Source organism: Alteromonas sp. ALT199 (assembly GCF_018619335.1).
Taxonomy (GTDB): domain Bacteria; phylum Pseudomonadota; class Gammaproteobacteria; order Enterobacterales; family Alteromonadaceae; genus Alteromonas.
Genome location: NZ_JAHHDX010000093.1, coordinates 83699 through 100657 on the forward strand (window position 1 = coordinate 83699; position 16959 = coordinate 100657).

Annotated in this window: 15 protein-coding genes; 6 read left to right on the plus strand and 9 right to left on the minus strand. The window is 43.8% G+C overall.

Going from position 1 to position 16959, the window contains the following annotated elements; all coding sequences use genetic code 11:
• Positions 1–125 precede the first annotated feature (125 nt).
• The 4 genes from KL866_RS10550 (at position 126) to KL866_RS10565 (ending at position 5202) form a co-directional block, all read left to right on the plus strand.
• A complete protein-coding gene (locus tag KL866_RS10550; RefSeq protein ID WP_214994956.1) occupies positions 126–1013 on the plus strand; it encodes a DUF3530 family protein in 888 nt (295 codons plus the stop codon).
• 141 nt (positions 1014–1154) lie between these two features.
• Positions 1155–1478 (plus strand): hypothetical protein, encoded by a 324-nt coding sequence (locus tag KL866_RS10555; RefSeq protein WP_025256615.1) that lies wholly within the window; start codon positions 1155–1157, stop codon positions 1476–1478.
• A 104-nt stretch (positions 1479–1582) separates the two neighbouring features.
• Entirely contained in the window at positions 1583–2929 is a 1347-nt protein-coding gene (locus KL866_RS10560) for an AmpG family muropeptide MFS transporter (protein WP_025256616.1), read from the plus strand.
• 98 nt (positions 2930–3027) lie between these two features.
• A complete protein-coding gene (locus KL866_RS10565; protein ID WP_214994958.1) occupies positions 3028–5202 on the plus strand; it encodes a response regulator in 2175 nt (724 codons plus the stop codon).
• Between the two features lie 8 nt (positions 5203–5210).
• Here the strand turns inward: KL866_RS10565 and KL866_RS10570 are convergent, their stop codons facing one another.
• The 7 genes from KL866_RS10570 to rppH form a co-directional block, all read right to left on the minus strand.
• Positions 5211–6185, minus strand: a complete 975-nt coding sequence (locus KL866_RS10570; RefSeq protein WP_025256618.1) for a sensor domain-containing diguanylate cyclase — start codon at positions 6183–6185, stop codon at positions 5211–5213.
• Complete coding sequence (locus tag KL866_RS10575) at positions 6182–7252, minus strand: response regulator (RefSeq protein ID WP_214994960.1); 1071 nt, start codon at positions 7250–7252, stop codon at positions 6182–6184. The genes KL866_RS10570 and KL866_RS10575 overlap by 4 nt, the downstream gene beginning before the upstream one ends.
• 9 nt (positions 7253–7261) lie before the next feature.
• Positions 7262–8095, minus strand: coding sequence for a thymidylate synthase (locus KL866_RS10580; protein ID WP_025256620.1), 834 nt, complete (start codon positions 8093–8095; stop codon positions 7262–7264).
• An 8-nt stretch (positions 8096–8103) separates the two neighbouring features.
• Complete coding sequence (lgt, locus tag KL866_RS10585; protein WP_214994962.1) at positions 8104–8916, minus strand: prolipoprotein diacylglyceryl transferase; 813 nt, start codon at positions 8914–8916, stop codon at positions 8104–8106.
• A 4-nt stretch (positions 8917–8920) separates the two neighbouring features.
• Positions 8921–9727 carry a sulfite exporter TauE/SafE family protein gene (locus tag KL866_RS10590; RefSeq protein ID WP_214994964.1) on the minus strand — a complete coding sequence of 269 codons (807 nt, stop codon included), beginning with the start codon at positions 9725–9727 and terminating at the stop codon, positions 8921–8923.
• 3 nt (positions 9728–9730) lie between these two features.
• Positions 9731–12022 (minus strand): phosphoenolpyruvate--protein phosphotransferase, encoded by a 2292-nt coding sequence (gene ptsP / locus KL866_RS10595; RefSeq protein ID WP_214994983.1) that lies wholly within the window; start codon positions 12020–12022, stop codon positions 9731–9733.
• A gap of 110 nt (positions 12023–12132) precedes the next feature.
• Positions 12133–12675 carry an RNA pyrophosphohydrolase gene (gene rppH / locus KL866_RS10600; RefSeq protein WP_025256624.1) on the minus strand — a complete coding sequence of 181 codons (543 nt, stop codon included), beginning with the start codon at positions 12673–12675 and terminating at the stop codon, positions 12133–12135.
• A 112-nt stretch (positions 12676–12787) separates the two neighbouring features.
• On the opposite strand from rppH, the gene mutH reads away from it, so the two are divergent.
• Positions 12788–13465, plus strand: coding sequence for a DNA mismatch repair endonuclease MutH (gene mutH / locus KL866_RS10605; protein ID WP_025256625.1), 678 nt, complete (start codon positions 12788–12790; stop codon positions 13463–13465).
• A 28-nt stretch (positions 13466–13493) separates the two neighbouring features.
• Here the strand turns inward: mutH and KL866_RS10610 are convergent, their stop codons facing one another.
• Together KL866_RS10610 and KL866_RS10615 are read right to left on the minus strand one after the other, a co-directional pair.
• Positions 13494–14573: an AraC family transcriptional regulator gene (locus KL866_RS10610; RefSeq protein WP_025256626.1), complete on the minus strand. Its 1080-nt coding sequence runs from the start codon at positions 14571–14573 to the stop codon at positions 13494–13496.
• A 58-nt stretch (positions 14574–14631) separates the two neighbouring features.
• Positions 14632–16137, minus strand: a complete 1506-nt coding sequence (locus KL866_RS10615; RefSeq protein ID WP_025256627.1) for an inorganic triphosphatase — start codon at positions 16135–16137, stop codon at positions 14632–14634.
• Positions 16138–16309: 172 nt separating this feature from the next.
• On the opposite strand from KL866_RS10615, the gene KL866_RS10620 reads away from it, so the two are divergent.
• A complete protein-coding gene (locus KL866_RS10620) occupies positions 16310–16912 on the plus strand; it encodes a TIGR04211 family SH3 domain-containing protein (RefSeq protein ID WP_025256628.1) in 603 nt (200 codons plus the stop codon).
• Positions 16913–16959: the final 47 nt, after the last annotated feature.

Here is a 16959-nt window from a genome sequence, read left to right on the forward strand (position 1 = left end):
CAAACACATTATTTTAGTTTTAAAGTGACTTGCCGATAACCTTTCTAGAACGACTCGGTTTATGAATGGATTTGATGCTAGCAAAGCTGTCCATATCGATGATAGCTAAAGGCAAACTACTTTTTATGACAAGGCACGCTCTCCTTTTAACATTTGCAGTTATTATTTCGATGCTGCCTACAACTGCTCACTGTGACTTTTTCACAGATGTCAGTAATGCCTATCTACCTGACGAAGTAAAATCTTTGATGATTGGAGAAGTCGAAGCGCCAATTATAGAAATTGAAGCGCAAACACCATTACCTTTGGGAGTTGCTGTAGTGCTCACAGAGCCATTTCCATCTAGCCTTACTCTTGCGCAGGCAAATAGCCTTGCAAGCGTGCTTGCGGAAAAAGGCTGGAATGTAGTAATAAGCCCTTTCAATTTACCGCTAAACTCGCCAATTGATAAGATCAGAGAGGTAGAGGGTTCAGGTTCAGAAGCACAAGAGGCCCTTCCATCGGCTGATACCTCGCAAGTCATTCACCCTCGAAGTAATCAACTGGGTCAGTACTTGGATTTTGAATTGACGACAACTGCACTAATACTGCAACTCAATGCTCTAGATAATTATTTACAAGATAGAACAGGCTACCGAATGGTCATTGCACAAGGTATGCTTGCAACCGCTTACCTTACTGCAATAGAAGCGCAAACCAATTTACAGCCAGACACATTTGTAGCTATTTCACCATTTTGGCCACAGAAAGAAACAAATAACTTAGTGATTGATACCATCGCAAAAGCCAGCTTTCCTATTCTTGATTTATCCCTTAGTAATTTTAACGATTGGGAAACAAGCACTGCGATGAAGAGGAAAGTTAGAGCAAGAAGTGAACTAAAGTTGCATTACCGACAAGTAACCCTACCAAATAACTCTTTAACCTTTAGTATAAGAAAAATTAAAAAACCCTCAAATATTCATTTAGTTGCAAATAGCACCATAGGTTGGACAAGACACTTAGGCTGGTAATTTTTTTGTCTAAGGCTTACGCTAAATTAACATCCAAAACAGTTACCTACCTTTGAAGAGACCAATAATCGGTTTTGCGTTCTGTGGTAATGACGTAATGGGCTATACTAATCTAAGCAAACAGAGACGGTTGAGTTACTTGTGAATGTTCAGAATTTTGTAGATAACAAAGCGAAACAGCTGTGTTTCTATTTGAGAACATTTTGGCAAGGAGAGCTTCCTATCGAGGAGATCGAACTATTCTTTTGGGATAGTATGGAAGAATGGGGACAAATTGAGTGCAAATTAACGCAGCCTTATACGCAAAAAGAGCGCGTCTTTTGGCATTTACTTCACCAAGTGCATTATTGGAATGAAGATAAATTGACAAAAGACCAGTTTCTCGTGGATGAATTAACAAACTGTGTCAAATTTCTAGAAGGCCTAGGGCACTGTCCTCTGGACTGCGTTGGTATCCGCCCTTAAATTTCACGCACCGAATACAGGTTAGATTAACACCATAAAGTTTTCTGATCGCCAATAAATTATTTATTACGCCCTCACAGTTTTATTGCTAAACACAATGGTTCGTGGCTCAATATACTTTTGAGTTACCGCCAAAGGCCGAAGTATTGCTTAGTGCATTAAAAACATTCAACGACAAACGCTATCTAACTATTTTTCTTTTTGGCATTTCCAGCGGATTTCCTTGGATCATGATTGGTTCCGTACTATCGGCATGGCTAAAAGATGAAGGTTTATCGCGCTCAGCTATTGGTTTATTCGGCATTATCTTCGCCACCTACTCTTTCAATTTTCTTTGGTCGCCCCTCGTTGACAAACTCAAGCCGCCACTATTAGGGCAGCGACGCGGCTGGATTTTTTTGATGCAGAGCGGTGTAGTATTACTATGTTTGGCCATGTCCCAGCTCACCGCAGATAATGATCTGTTTTACGTTGCATTAATCGGTTTACTAATTGCCATAGCCTCTGCTACGCAAGACATAGCAATTGATGGTTTTCGCATTGACTGTATTGAACAAGATGATAAAGATGGCATGTCTGCCGCCTCGTCTGTGGCCACTGCTGGGTGGTGGACAGGCTATGGTGGCCTTGGCGCCATCCCCTTTTTTTTGGCAGATCTAACTTCTTGGACATGGCCAGATATCTATTTATTGCTAGGCGCTATCATGGCTTTTTTGGCGCTAGCTACTTGCTTAGCCAGTGAGCCCATTGTGGATAGAGAAGCTTTGCTTAACAGGATAGCCTCTCCCCACGCTAATAGCAGTGCAGCTTTAAATTGGATGAGAACAACACTAATTACGCCATTTTCTGAGTTCTTCAGTCGAAATGGCATCAAGCTGGCCGCTTCATTCTTACTGTTTATTTTCCTTTTCAAAATTGGTGAAGCTTTTCTAGGTCGTATGAGCATTGTCTTTTACAAAGAAGTGGGTTTTTCCAATAGTGACATTGCTACGTATTCAAAGTTACTTAATTGGTGGGTGACAATTGTATTTTCACTTCTTGGTGGCTTAGTAAACATTCGCTATGGTATTTATCGGGGGTTAATGATTGCGGGGGTTGCTATGGCGGCTTCAAACCTTATGTTCGCTCTTATCGCACAAACCGGACCTTCTACTTCACTATTAGCCATCACCGTTATAGTCGACGGTTTTACCGGAGCATGGAGCACTGTTGCAATGGTCGCTTTCATTTCACTTTTATGTAACCGTGCTTTCAGCGCTACTCAATATGCACTCATGGCCTCGTTAAGTGTCGCAGGAAGAACCTTAGTTGCATCGAGCAGCGGTTTGGTCGTCGACAGTCTGAATGGAAACTGGAGTTCATTTTTCATTTTAACGGCTGTTATGGTAGTGCCTAGCCTTTGCTTTTTGTATTCCATTAGGGAGCATATTAAGCGCGTGGAAGCGCCATAAAACATTTTCACTAACTTTACTCACGTTTCCTTGCAAGTTCGCGTTAGTTGCCTACATTTAAAGAAGGCAATTTATGCAAACATTTGCAAGGAAGATAGTTGAGCTCAAACAAAGCTGACACGCTACAGCACAAACCATTAAACTCTGCTGCTTTTACCTTCTCAAAAGTAAATGTAACTGCCTTATTACTCGCTCTCGTCGTTATCTCGATTTTGCTTGTGTTAATCAGCAAACAACAATCTTTTATTGCTAACCTAAAACAACAAAGCGATATACAAGACAACCTCATTATCTCTGAGAATCGAATCAATCAATTTAACACTCAGGTTCAAAACGACAACCACGCTTACACAGCTTTAAAGTATCGGCTACAAGTCAACTATCAAGAAATAAGTCAATTTTTGCAATACAGGTGGAAGGCAGACACGGCTCTCCTCCCCCTATCTAAAGAGGAATTTACCGAGAAGAACAAGACGTTAAGTAAAGATTCCGTGCAAGAGAGTGCCAAAACCACGTTAACATTACTTCATACGCTTATTGAATTGCCCAACAACGAGATAGTGCGTTATATGCAAGGTGGATTTAGCTTACTCCCTCTTCTACATGCCCTGCAGGCAGAAGAAAAAGCACTGATACTCGGTGTTCAATCACATCGACAAAAAATGCTACTCACTACACTTTTTGGCGCAATAGCCTTGGTTTTTGGGTATCTGGGTGCGTGTTTTTTTGCTACAAATTCGCCAAGAAAATCTCTACGAAAACTACATAAGTCAAAGGTAAGACTCGCCATAGCCGATGATGAAGGTGACTTGCAAAATAAAGAGTTTTTGAAGCTTATCAGCCATGAATTTAGGGCGCCGATTAGCGCCATAATTAGTGCCTTAGAGCTTATACCAAACTTAGAAGACCAGCGTACAAGGTTAATTCGACAAGCTGAGCAATCCAGCTACCGACTGCTTAATTTAACGAATAACCTTACCGATATACTTAACAATCACGTAGAGGATGACCTTCAGTATTCAAAGGTAGACTTAGTTAGCTTGTTGGACGAGTGCATATCTCCTTTCTCAGTTAAAGTAAAAGACAAACAACTCGAACTCAACATGCATTGCAGTCACAGCGTACCTAACTACGCTGAAACCGATCCCGTGTTCTTTTCCAAAGCCATAGTAAATATACTCGATAATGCCGTAAAGTTTACTTCAACGGGGTTGATTGACGTAGCGGTCACAACATTGGTTAAAAACAAAGCCGTTTTTTTAGTAATCATTGTCAATGACACCGGCATTGGCATTGATGAGGATACGCAAAAGCGCATGTTCGAGCGCTTTTATCGAGGAGAGCATCCACAAAGCCAGCGCTATCCGGGCGCAGGTATTGGCTTATCAGTTGCCAAGCGCAGTATTGATAAGCTTGGTGGCACATTAAAGGTTAGCAGCACTGTAAATGTAGGTTCAGAGTTTAAGATTTCACTTCCTATTAAGCCTCTCGAAGGCTCACATTTGGTAAAATCGCCCCCTTCAAATGCTAAATTTGCGGTTGTCGACGATTTAGAAATATCAAGGCTTCACCTACAGTCCATTATTGCTAAAGAAGGGTTTAGTGTTCGCACATTTTCGTCTGGCGCAAACCTTTTAAACCTCCACGAAGAACTGCTTCAGTTCTCTGGAATTATTGCTGATTTGTATATGCCTGGAATGAACGGCCTTGAATTGGTTAAAACACTCACAGCCATTTACGGGGAGCGCGTACCGCCAGTCATCGTATTGTCTGCCACACCGGATATTGCCAATATTATCGCCAAAAGTGAGCTACCTATATTTCAGAGTTTTGTTAAGCCCATCGACAGAAACCGGTTTGTAGATGCCATCCACCAGCTAACAGGGAATAACACAAAGGCCGTAAAAGCGTTGACCAAAGCGAACATCTTAGTGGTAGAGGATGAGCCAATAAATGCAGAAATGGTTGAGTACATGCTACATACTATGGGCCACGATGTTTCAGTAAGCTACACGGGCGACGACGCAATAGGTCGGGTAAATGAGACGGCCTTTGACTGTATATTACTCGATATCAACCTGCCTGATATTAACGGCTTAGAAGTCGCAAAAATAATGAAAGAAGGTCACCCTGACCTTCCCATTATTGCGCTTACCGCCAACGCTCACAGAAACGATAAAGAAGCTTCACTGCGAGCAGGTATTCGATATCACTTAGTAAAGCCTGTTACCTTTCAAGAACTGAAAAACACCTTGCGCCTCGCGCTTTCGTAGGAAGCTTTTCAACCATAGACACGGTACTGATTTCTACCTTTTTCTTTCGCTTCGTAAAGCGCTTGGTCAGCACACTCAAGCCATGTCATTGCTCCCTTAAAGTCAGGAGAGAACTGGGCAAGACCTAGACTTACTGTGAAATTTATCGACTCGTCATCGTGCTCAACTACTAAACGCTGTGCAAATTGACGAATGCGCTCAGCTACCGCTTTCGCATCATCTACTGTTGAGTCGTTAAGGATAATAGCAAACTCTTCACCGCCATAACGGCCCGCAAGATCGGTTTCTCGCACACAACGTTTAATAAGTGCAGCAAGCATTTTAATAACCTTGTCGCCAGCCTGATGGCCGTAAGTGTCATTAATCCGCTTGAAGTGATCGATATCCAACATTAGGGCAGTGCTCGGCTTTTCTCTTCGAACACACAGCTTATGCATTTCATCGAAGCGTTCTTGCCAATATCGACGGTTAAATAAACCTGTGAGACCATCCACTCGACTTGCAGTTTTCAACTCTTCGTTAAGATGCTCCATTCCAAGCTTACCAAGAGCCTGCTCCGTTACATCGTAAACCAGCATACAAAACCGCTCTACATGACCGCTTTTTTCTACAATAGGAAACACGGTTACGTTCTGATACATAGACTCTGCGGCGCAAGTAACAGGTCGGTTACAATCGAATTTAAACAAATACGGTCGCTGCTCCCAAATGATAAACACAGGGCTCTTTAAGTTAAATACAGGGTCAATTTTGGTCCTAAGCCACTTCTCTTCTATTTCTGGAAAGTGAGAAAACAGACTGGTACCAATAATAGCGTGCGCTTTCTTGGCACTGTGGTTCTCAAGAAACTTGTTCCAGACTTGTACTTTGAAGTTGCGATCTATTACCGCAATACCTACTTCAATTGAATCGAGTAGTTCCGAAGGTACGTGAGATAAACTAACGAGAGCGCCTGCAGCTAATGCACCAGTTGAAGCATTCATTGACTTTCCTTGCCTTGTGTTACAAAACCATCATCGAACAATCGCACGTAAATGTGATTCATTGCATCACCAGGAAACAGCAGCAACAGGTCGAAGGAGATATTTCTCGATTTTATTGCGTATCCAATTTCAATGGCCATCAATTTCCCCCAACGCTGTACGTTATCACTTAATAACGTTGATAACCCCTGATGCTGCCCGAGCAAGACAGGATGAGTATGGCTAAAAGCGACGTCAAGTTGTTCAGACAAGCCGTTCAGACAAGCGCCAATAAGAATATTGGAAACGTCCATCAACGCTTCTAGTGCCAATTTATCCGATGACGCCGATGGCGGGTACTTTAGAAGCTCTACAATATTCTGAGAGTTAGTATCGTTAAAGATAACCAGAGCTTCACCGCTAATACCTTCGCTAATAAACCCTTTTGAAACCGCAGAAACACTGTCGTTACGATTAATTTCGGCTATTGCCATAGACAGTTCATTGCTTTCAATTAAGTTTACATTTGGTATGGGTAAATCAATGAACTCACCTAGCAACTGAGCAAGGTTTTCTCCGGCTCGCCCCATAGCGATGTTCACCATTTCACGGCACGCATCTAATTGCTCTTCTTTACTTGTTTCGGTCTTGGGTTGAGCGTTACTCAGCTCACTCTGTGCCAGTGATTTTTCTAAACTAGCACCTGAAGATTGACTCTCGCCGCTGTAAATACCGTAGGAAGCTAAGATATGACTAAGCTTTTCATTATCAATTGGCTTTCGAATGAAATCTAAAGCACCGAGGGCAAGCATTTTTTCCCGCGCTTGCGCCTGAACATCACCGGACACGACCACAACTAAACAAGGCAAGTCCTGTTGACGAATGGCTTCCATGGTTTGATAGCCATCCATTACCGGCATGTTTAAGTCGAGAAAAACCACGTCGCCTTTACCCTCTCGGATAAGCGCTAAGGCTTTTTCACCATTCTCGGCAAACGAGACATCTACATCCCACCCATCGGGTAAACTACGCGCCATTTGTCGCCTTGCGAAGCCTGAATCATCGCAAATCAATATTGGAGTACTCATGGTAACTCCTTAAATAGCGACTGGGGCTTTGATATGTGGGTGTGACTGGTAGTTTTTAAGCGTAAAGTCATCGTAGGAAAAACCAAAGATATCCTTAATATCTGGGTTAATTTCCATAGTAGGACGCGCAAACGGTTCGCGACTAAGCTGCAGTTCTACTTGTTCAAGGTGATTAGAATACAAGTGCGCATCACCTAGCGTATGAATAAAATCACCCGGCTCTAGGTCACACACTTGTGCAATCATCATGGTAAGCAGTGCGTAGCTTGCAATGTTAAACGGAACGCCAAGAAAGATATCACCGCTACGTTGGTACAGCTGACAGCTTAGCTTGCCTTCTAAAACGTAAAATTGAAAAAGCGTATGACAAGGGGGGAGCGCCTGCTTACCCATTGCCGCATTTTCTTTTGGTGAATAGCTAGTATCAGGCAAGACCGCAGGGTTCCAGCCGCTAACGATAAGACGACGTGAATCAGGGTTATTTTTAATTTGCTCAACCACTTCGGCAATTTGATCAACCGAAGTACCGTCACCGCGATCCCAGCTACGCCATTGGTGACCATATACAGGGCCAAGCTCGCCTTCTTCGGTAGCCCATTCATCCCAAATTTTTACGCCATGCTCTTTTAAATAGGCAATATTTGTTTCGCCTTTTAAGAACCAAAGTAGTTCGTGGATTATTGATTTAAGGTGACACTTCTTTGTTGTCACCAAAGGAAAACCTTCCTGTAAATTAAAACGCATCTGATAGCCGAATACACTTAACGTACCTGTACCAGTTCGATCTTCCTTTTTCACACCCGTATCACGTACATGGCGCATGAGAGCGAGATATTCTTTCATCGTTATTCTTATATTTTTTGTTGTTCAACACGGTCTTTTCCGCGCATGTATGCACGGACTATTAATCCTATTCCTAAAGCTATCATAGGTAAACAAAGAAGTTGCCCCTGGCTTAGGCCCATTTGATATAAGCCAATATGAGCGTCAGGCTCTCTGAAGTACTCAACGATAAACCTAAAGCTACCGTAACCGAGCAAGAATAAGCCACTCACTGCCCCTACTGGCCGTTTTTTGGCGGAATAAAGCCATAGAATAATAAACAGCAGCACGCCCTCTAGAGCAAACTCGTAAAGCTGTGACGGGTGGCGAGGAATATTACCTGCATTAGGAAAGATAACAGCCCAAGGCACATCTGTACTGCGGCCCCAAAGCTCCGCATTTAAAAAGTTACCTATGCGCCCTGCACCTAAACCTATAGGCACAAGAGGTGCAACAAAATCCCCTAAACGTAGGAACGTGGTATTCATACACTTTGCGCGCCAAAACAGGGCAGCTAATACCCCTAGCAAGCCGCCGTGGAAAGACATTCCACCTGCCCAAATTTTGAATAGATACAGAGGGTCATCTAAGAACATGCTAAACTGGTAGAAAAACACATAGCCAATGCGACCGCCCAAAATTACGCCCACAAAGCTCCAGAAAAGCAGGTCGCTTAACTGCTCTCGGCTCCAGTTGGTTTGTGATAGGCGTTTTTGCGCTAACAAATACGCGGCGATAAAACCTACCAAATACATTAAGCCGTACCAACGTACGCTTAGTGGTCCCATACTGAAGATAACGGGGTCGATACTGGGAAATACCAGATAACTGCTCTGTTCCATTATATTATTCAATTCCTAAAATCATTCTAATGCTTACTAAAACAAGTAAACATGCCAACATCGCTTTCAACACGCGTACATTTACTCGTTGCCCTAGCTTCGCACCTATATTTGCGGTAAACATGGAGGTGGCCACAATACCAGCTGTAGCGGGTAAATAAACATAACCCATACTGTATTCTGGTACATCTATCTCACCCCACCCAGCGACAACAAAACTGGTTGTGCCAAAAACAGCGATAACTAATCCACAAAAAGCAGCACAGCCAATTGCTGCGCGTACATTAACACGGAACCATACCAACGCAGGAACCAATAATGCACCGCCTCCAATGCCCATAAGTGCACTTAGCATACCGGCACCACCACCAACAGCGATTAACGAAACTTTAGAGGCTTCGTTCTCAGAAGCTTTTTGTTTACCAAAAATCATCTGCAGCGCTATTAATATCACCAGAACAGCAAACACATCTTTGAGTAACTCTCCGGATATATGGCTTGCTACCTGCGCACCGGCAATAGCGCCAAACGCAATACCCAACCCCGTATAAAGCACAATGTGACGTTGAATATTACCGAGCTTGTAGTGAGCAAAAGCGGACGACATTCCAGTGAAAATAATGGTAGATAAAGAGGTAGCTATAGCGACAGGCATAACCGTTTCGGTGGTCATGCCCAGAAAGTGAATCATTAGGTACGACAGAGCGGGTACGATAATTAAGCCGCCGCCAATGCCCAGCATACCAGCCAAAATACCGACAATAGAACCTAAGATCAGGCAGCTGACAATTATTACAACGATTGGGTCCATTCGTTAAGCACCTGCTCGGATGAGGCCTCCTAGGCCTTTAGTTTCAAGATATTGATTCAAGTGCACAAACACTTCTTCTTGGCTAACTGAGGTCAACGCTAACGATAGTAACTGCTTACATTCATCAAGCGTTACTTTTCGAATAAGCCAGTTTATTTTTCGTAAGTTAAAGCCGTTCATACTCAAACGGCGATAACCCATCCCCATAAGCAGCAGCGCACCAGCAGGCTCCCCAGCTATTTCTCCGCAGATAGTCACAGGTACTTGATTTTGATTGGCCTTTTGAACCACATCGTAAAGTGCCCCTAATACGGCCGGGTGATAACTATTGTAAAGTCCCGCCACCCGCGTGTTGTTTCTATCTACAGCCAGTAAGTACTGAGTTAAATCGTTGCTGCCCACTGAAAAGAAATCAACATGCTTGGCTAATTGAGGTAGTTGATATAATACCGACGGCACTTCAAGCATTATTCCTAATTTCGGCTTGTTGAGCGTTTCCCCTGATTCTGCTATTTCGTCAGATATTTCATAAAACGCCTGATTGATTAATCGCTTAGACTCTTGCACTTCAGACACAGTGGAAATCATTGGCAGCATAATTTGTAAATTACTTAGGCCTACACTTGCCCGAAGCATAGCGCGAACTTGAACCAAAAATATTTCGGGATGATCAAGGGTAAGACGAATACCACGCCAGCCTAAAAACGGGTTTTCTTCGTTAATAGGAAAATAGGGAAGCGGCTTATCGCCCCCCACATCCAAAGTACGCATAGTGATGGGTAATGACGGCGCGGCTTCAAGGACTTCGCGGTACAGTTTGACCTGCTCTTGTTCCGAAGGAAAGCGCTCGCGCAGCATGAAAGGAATTTCTGTACGGTATAATCCAACACCTGCGCCAATCTGGTCGGCGTTAAGTTCTACTTCAGCAGAAAGACCCGCGTTGATATACAAAGACATTCTACAACCATCAACACTTTCACACGGCTTGTCTGCCTCTGCGTCGATTTTCTCTGTTATGGCCGATTCTTCATCGATAAGCTGAATAAATTCAGTCTTAATATTGCGTTCTGGCGAAACAATGACTTCGCCAGAATAACCATCAAGCAGTATTTCTTTGTCTTCAAGTAGCGCTGGTGTCACGTTCTGACAGCCCATGACTGCGGGCACACCCATGGCCCTTGCTAATATCGCAGCATGAGAGTTGTTCGAGCCACGAATAGAGATAATCCCTTTTAGCTTATCCCGTGGAAATTCCGCAAGCATTGGCGCTGACACCTCGTCAGCCACTAGAATACTAGCTTCAGTAATTACCTTTTCGGTAACTTTCTGCCCGTTCGCTTCATACAAAATATTGGCTAAGATACGGTCTGACAAATCGACAATATCTATAGCGCGTTCTTGCATGTAAGGGTCGTCCATAGCCTGAAAGCGCGCGGCATACCCCTCTACCACCATTTTCAACGATGATGCCGCATCCCAGCCTTGACGAATTTTTTCCTCTACTTCACGTCCTAAACTATTAGCATCTAGTAGTTGGTGATAAAGCTGAAATATTGATTTAACGTCATCGGGAATGCCGTCATCTAATCCATTGGATAGCGCATCAACATGGCCTCGTGTTACCTCAACGCCTTTGCGGTAAAGCTGAATTTGCTCTTGCGGTGATTGTGTACGCTTCACCACCCAGTTTTTGAGGTTGATAGACTTATCTGGCGAGACCCCTTTACCAATAGCTAAACCTGGTGAGCCTGCGATACCACGAACGTTTTTTTGGCGCGCGATGTTGTCGTTAGAGTTTGATAACGTCAATGCGCCGCGTATATCAGCATTGGTGATCTCTAGCGCAAGCTGTGCAGCGAGGGTAACTAAAAACGCCTCTTCATCTTCGCTAAAGCGTCGCATCTGAGATTGCTGAAGTGTGATAACACCCAGTACGCGCCTTTGATTGATAATAGGCGTACCTAGAAAAGCGTTATACTTTTCTTCTTTTACTTCGGGGTAGTGTTTGAATCTGGGGTGGTTGTGCGCATTGACGATATTAAGCGGTTCTTCACGTTGACCGACTAAACCAATTAGACCTTCTGAAAAGCCAATGCGAACTTGTTCTACCGCATCGGGATGGAGCCCATTAGTGGCTTTAAGAATAAATTCTTGCGTGTCGTAATCTGCAAGATAAATGGAGCATGAGTCAACGCCAAGCGTGTGCTTTACACGAGATGCCAGCCTAAACAGAGCCGTATCGAGTGCAGAAATTTGATTCATTTCCTGCACGATACGTTTCAAAGTGGTTAACATTGCACCTTGCTGGCTTTTAGGGCTCACTGGTTTTTCCTTGTGTAATCGCAGTTTACTCGTCGCTTATTGTTGCACATCGCTGCATTTGACACTTTTACCATCTCACACCTTTATCCGCGCCTGCGTTTTTTACCGCGCTTATGCGGAGCCACATTTTGACGCTGTTGAGGTCGATGTTGCACAGACATAACTACAGGCGAGAACTCTTTCATTACTCGTCTGTATACATCTCGTTTAAACGATACAACGTTTCTTATGGGATACCAGTAGCTTACCCACCTCCAGTCATCAAATTCAGGATGACCTGTTTTAAGCACATTAACATCACTCTCGTTGCAATCTAACTGCAACAAGAACCATTTTTGTTTTTGCCCTATACAAACAGGGTTGCTGCCTTGTCGAATTAATCGCTTCGGTAGCTTATATCTAAGCCAGTTACGGGTAACACTTAAAATAGTGACATCTTTCGGTGTCAGCCCTACTTCTTCGTGAAGCTCGCGGTACATAGCTTGTTCAGCAGATTCCCCTTCATCAATTCCGCCTTGAGGGAACTGCCATGAATGTTGACCATAACGTCTTGCCCAAAATACTTGACCCATTTTGTTGCAAATCACTATGCCCACATTCGCACGGAATCCATCGGCATCTATCACATAGACTCCCGGGCACACTATACTTATATATGTTTTCATTCTTCCACAAACTATGCTCCAATCATAGTCTTAATGTTCGCCTTAGCTTTCAAACAAGGAATTAACCACCTTTATGCAGCCTCCTTCGTCTCCTCCACCTTCGCCGGACCATCTTTTAGCGCGATGTCACGCTATTGCAGGTTTGACACTGGGGGAACTGGCTGAGATGGCGAGCATTGCCATTCCACCTAATTTACAGCGCCATAAAGGGTGGCCGGGCATGCTAATTGAGAAATGGCTTGGGGCAAGCGCTGGATCAAAACCACAGCAGGATTTTCCTGAGTTGGGAATAGAACTTAAAACTATCCCTATAGATGCTAACTTTTCACCACTTGAAACCACTTACGTTTGTTTTGCGCCCCTTTTGATGTCGCCTGGTATTACGTGGGAAACCTCGAATGTGCGAAATAAGCTACAACAGGTATTATGGCTGCCCATAGAGGGAGATAGGGCCATTCCGCTAGCACACCGACGGGTAGCAACAGGCTTTTATTGGCGACCTAACGAAGCAGAAGACAGTCTGCTTCGCCTAGACTGGGAAGAACTGGTCGAGCAAATCGCGACAGGACAAGTAGAGTCAATCACGTCTCGACAAGGTGAAGCCTTGCATATTCGCCCCAAAGCGGCGAATGGAAAGGTACTTACCGACGCATTAGGACCAGAGGGACAGCGCATTAAAACCCGCCCCCGAGGTTTTTACTTGCGCAAAACCTTTACCCACCAAATACTGCGCAATGCATTTAGTGTTTGATGTAGGCCGTGCGAACTGAAAACGCCCTTCACTTTGTAGGAGCAGTATTCAAATGTTTTACAAGGTACTCGCTTAAGAATTTTTCTGAATTAACGCCAAGGCGTTTTGCTACCGCGTCTAGTTTCGCATCGCTATGAAGCAGGACTTTTTTCGCATACTCTAGACGGTAATGAAAAATAAACCGCCTGAAGTTTTTCTTTTCAGTAAGCTGAAGCGCTATGGCTAAAGATGTAGGGTCGATATCAGCCCCTTGGCAAAACGTACTAAGCGTCAGGAAACGTGTTTTGTAGGCTTTTGATTCAATGGTATAGCGCTCTGCTTTAGAAATTACACTGCTTATTTCATAGGGCGTTGCCTTACCTTCATCCAGACGCTCATAATCTAGCGGAGATGGTGCAGTGCGGCGAATAAATGTCAGTGAAAAAAGTACCACCAACAATGCAGATCCAATCATTAAATGGTGAAAGCTTTCCCAAAAAGGTACGGGGAAAAAACCAAAAGTAGCCGCGGTGACAAGTAAAATACTCATAAATGCCACCCCAACTAAGCTTCCCATTACACCAGCGAGTTTAGGCATTTTTAAGTTTTTAATATCCACCGCCTGCTCAGGTAAATGCCTGTGATACATTTGAATATGTTCGGTGATAAGAATGCCAATCAGCAATACGCTAAAGCCTGTTAAGAGTGAGGCGAAATAGGCAGGCCATAACAGTAAAGGTTCGCCGTTAGGCGACGATGAAAGCCACTGCTGTTTGTCATCTACCGGTATGAGAAGCACGGTGCACTGAAAAATTGCCGTTACTACAACAGGCCACCAAAGGCGCTTTCTAGCAGTAGGGTAAGCTAATAACATAGGCTTTATCGCACGATAGCAACAGGTAATAGCAATTACCGCAAATACGTCAGATAAACCATACATACCAGCTAATGACGTAGCATGTGCTGCTCTTAGCCATTCATCGAGCATAAAGAGAGGCCAGCAAATAAAAGCGCCGACTAACCAGCGCATGCTGCTTAAATTTACTTTCTGAACGAACAGGCGTGCAAAACAGAATAAATAAACGCCTAGTAATATATAAAGTAAGTAATCATAGTAATTTGAAGTCATCAGCGCCTTCTTCCTTGAGATAAAAATTGCTAACGCAATACGTACCCACCGGCATAATTTACCAGTAGACTTCACGTTGCATAGCTACCGTGCGCGTTCGCTCCATAATTCGAATTAGCGTACTGAGTTTCTCTGCTGTCCATCTACGCACCTCATCGTGAGAGTCTACTTCGGCATCGTCAATTGACTGCTTTAACATGAGCAAGGCATTCAGTTCATCAATGCCGGTAAGTAGGTCTAGCCACGGCGCTCGAAAATTACCTCGCTCTTCAACAAATAGGTCACCGAGCAAAAAGCCGCTCCACAACGTTTGTCTAAGCATGATCTCAACAGCACTGTAATTCGCTGGCCCCATGGTTTTGCTTAGCGGCATGCTCTGCTGCACAGTTTGCCATCCTTGCGACAGCCACCCCTTGGCGTGATCTAGCACTGGATGGTCAAAACCCGTCGCAACCGTCTGCCACGGTTTATTTTGAACAAGGCTTATAGCGAGTATCTTAATGTCGGTAGCATCGTTATCGAAAAACAGTTTCTCTGGCTCGTGTGCCTGCATCAAGCCTGTTTGTCGTCCTTGCAGGTAGCTCACCACTGCAGGGTGCTTACTTAGGGTTTTGTTAAACATGCTCTTTTTAGACAGCAAGTAACGCAAGCTTTGTAAGTCGTCTTGCCACCCCCATTTTTGCGCATGAGCCACTAATTTTTTATGCAAAGCCAATAACTCTGGACACTGTAGAACGGGCAAATAAAGCGACACACTTTGAAGTAACAAACGCACACTTTTAGCAACTTCGGCTAACATTTTTATTGAGCCACTTTCGCAAAACACATGCTCATGGTGCTGCCAATGAACCAATGCGGTTTGAACCGCTTGGCAGAACGCATCCTCTGTGGTGGTAGTGTCCTCTAGCGCTAGAAAGTCTGGTAGATGACGAATTTTTGCGTTAAAGCCGTGGAGTAGCTGATAGCCCTGCGCGGCTTTTGAAACATCACTCAGTCGTACCGGCATATTGTCATTTATCAACACTGCCAATGAGAACAAACTGTTGATATCTCCTGACATCAACTCTAGCTCTATTTCGTTTATTGGGGAGCTCGCTTTGTCCGTACTTGCTTCACCGCAATCCAGTACAATTTCAACTACGCTATCGCCTAAAGCAACCACGTAAGCATTGCGTGTAAAGTGAGTGCTGAACTGTTTAGATAAGCTGGCATTTTTAGCTACTATATCCCAGTTTTGCGGCCAAACGTTTGACTCAAATAATGTGAGATCGGGTCTTGAGTTATCGAGACTTACATTATACTCCATGCGCTTGTGCAAACCACCGCTTACCTCGCCGTTGGTTTTTAGTGTTTGTTCGTATTCACCATTATTGCCACGAACCCGAAAGCCCATTTTATTGTTCTGAAAATCGAGCTTATCTGTATCGTAGTAGTCATTCTCAAGGCGCATTTCGCTGTGAGAGTTAACTTGAATACTGTTTTTTTCGAAAAGAGGAAGCACGCGTTGAGTAAACGCTTGGTGAGCATTGTCACCCGTAACAAATTTTAATTCTATTTCTGACATGGTTGCGCTAAGCACAGCTTATGATGCTGACACCTTACCTTTGTCGCTCACTTTTCGCAATGTTGCTGCTGTTAAACAAGTCGCTTAAATTAGACAAAAGTGGAACAAACTTGCCTTTATCGCGGTCAACCAATACCATCTTCACGTTTTAAATTCTAAAATTGGACTTCATATGATTCGAAAGTGGTTAGCAGCAGCCCTTATTGCATGCTCTTTTCAAGCATTTTCGCTACAAGATACCGCTGATTTAGAAGCGTCTTCTTCACATTACATTAGAGATGACCTTTTTATTTTCATGCATACTGGACCTGGTCGTAACTACCGTATTTTAGGTTCAATTGAAGCGGGCACACCTATTACTGTGCTTTCGCGCGACAATGATGCTGAATTCACGGAGATTACCGATAACGAAGGTCGTAAAGGCTGGGTTGAAAGTAAATTTGTGTCGAATACTATGTCGCAAGCAGAGCAGTTGCCCATTGTTAGTGAAAAGCTTGCTAAAAGCCAAAGTGGCCTTCAAGCTGCCCAGTCAGAAAATGCCAGACTTCGTCAACAGCTTAACGACGCGCGCCAGCAAGTGTCTAAACTTACGACCACCAACGACGAACAAGCGTCCCAAATTATTCGTTTAACGGCGAAGGTTGAAAGCGCAGACAAAGACGAATTGGTCATGTGGTTTACGCGCGGCGGTTTAGTGGCCGGCATAGGTATTTTGCTTGGCGTGATGCTAACTTACCTACCAAAGCGTAAGCGCAGAAACAGTGAATGGATGTAGTGCTAGCATTTAAAATGAGCGCTTAAACAAACAAAAGAACGCTGATG

Coding starts and splice junctions, on each gene's coding strand:
- KL866_RS10550 (WP_214994956.1), top strand. CDS start 126: ATGACAAGGCACGCTCTCCTTTTAACATTTGCAGTTATTATTTCGATG.
- KL866_RS10570 (WP_025256618.1), bottom strand. CDS start 6,185: ATGAATGCTTCAACTGGTGCATTAGCTGCAGGCGCTCTCGTTAGTTTA.
- KL866_RS10575 (WP_214994960.1), bottom strand. CDS start 7,252: ATGAGTACTCCAATATTGATTTGCGATGATTCAGGCTTCGCAAGGCGA.
- KL866_RS10580 (WP_025256620.1), bottom strand. CDS start 8,095: ATGAAAGAATATCTCGCTCTCATGCGCCATGTACGTGATACGGGTGTG.
- lgt (WP_214994962.1), bottom strand. CDS start 8,916: ATGGAACAGAGCAGTTATCTGGTATTTCCCAGTATCGACCCCGTTATC.
- KL866_RS10590 (WP_214994964.1), bottom strand. CDS start 9,727: ATGGACCCAATCGTTGTAATAATTGTCAGCTGCCTGATCTTAGGTTCT.
- ptsP (WP_214994983.1), bottom strand. CDS start 12,022: ATGTTAACCACTTTGAAACGTATCGTGCAGGAAATGAATCAAATTTCT.
- mutH (WP_025256625.1), top strand. CDS start 12,788: ATGCAGCCTCCTTCGTCTCCTCCACCTTCGCCGGACCATCTTTTAGCG.
- KL866_RS10610 (WP_025256626.1), bottom strand. CDS start 14,573: ATGACTTCAAATTACTATGATTACTTACTTTATATATTACTAGGCGTT.
- KL866_RS10615 (WP_025256627.1), bottom strand. CDS start 16,137: ATGTCAGAAATAGAATTAAAATTTGTTACGGGTGACAATGCTCACCAA.
- KL866_RS10620 (WP_025256628.1), top strand. CDS start 16,310: ATGATTCGAAAGTGGTTAGCAGCAGCCCTTATTGCATGCTCTTTTCAA.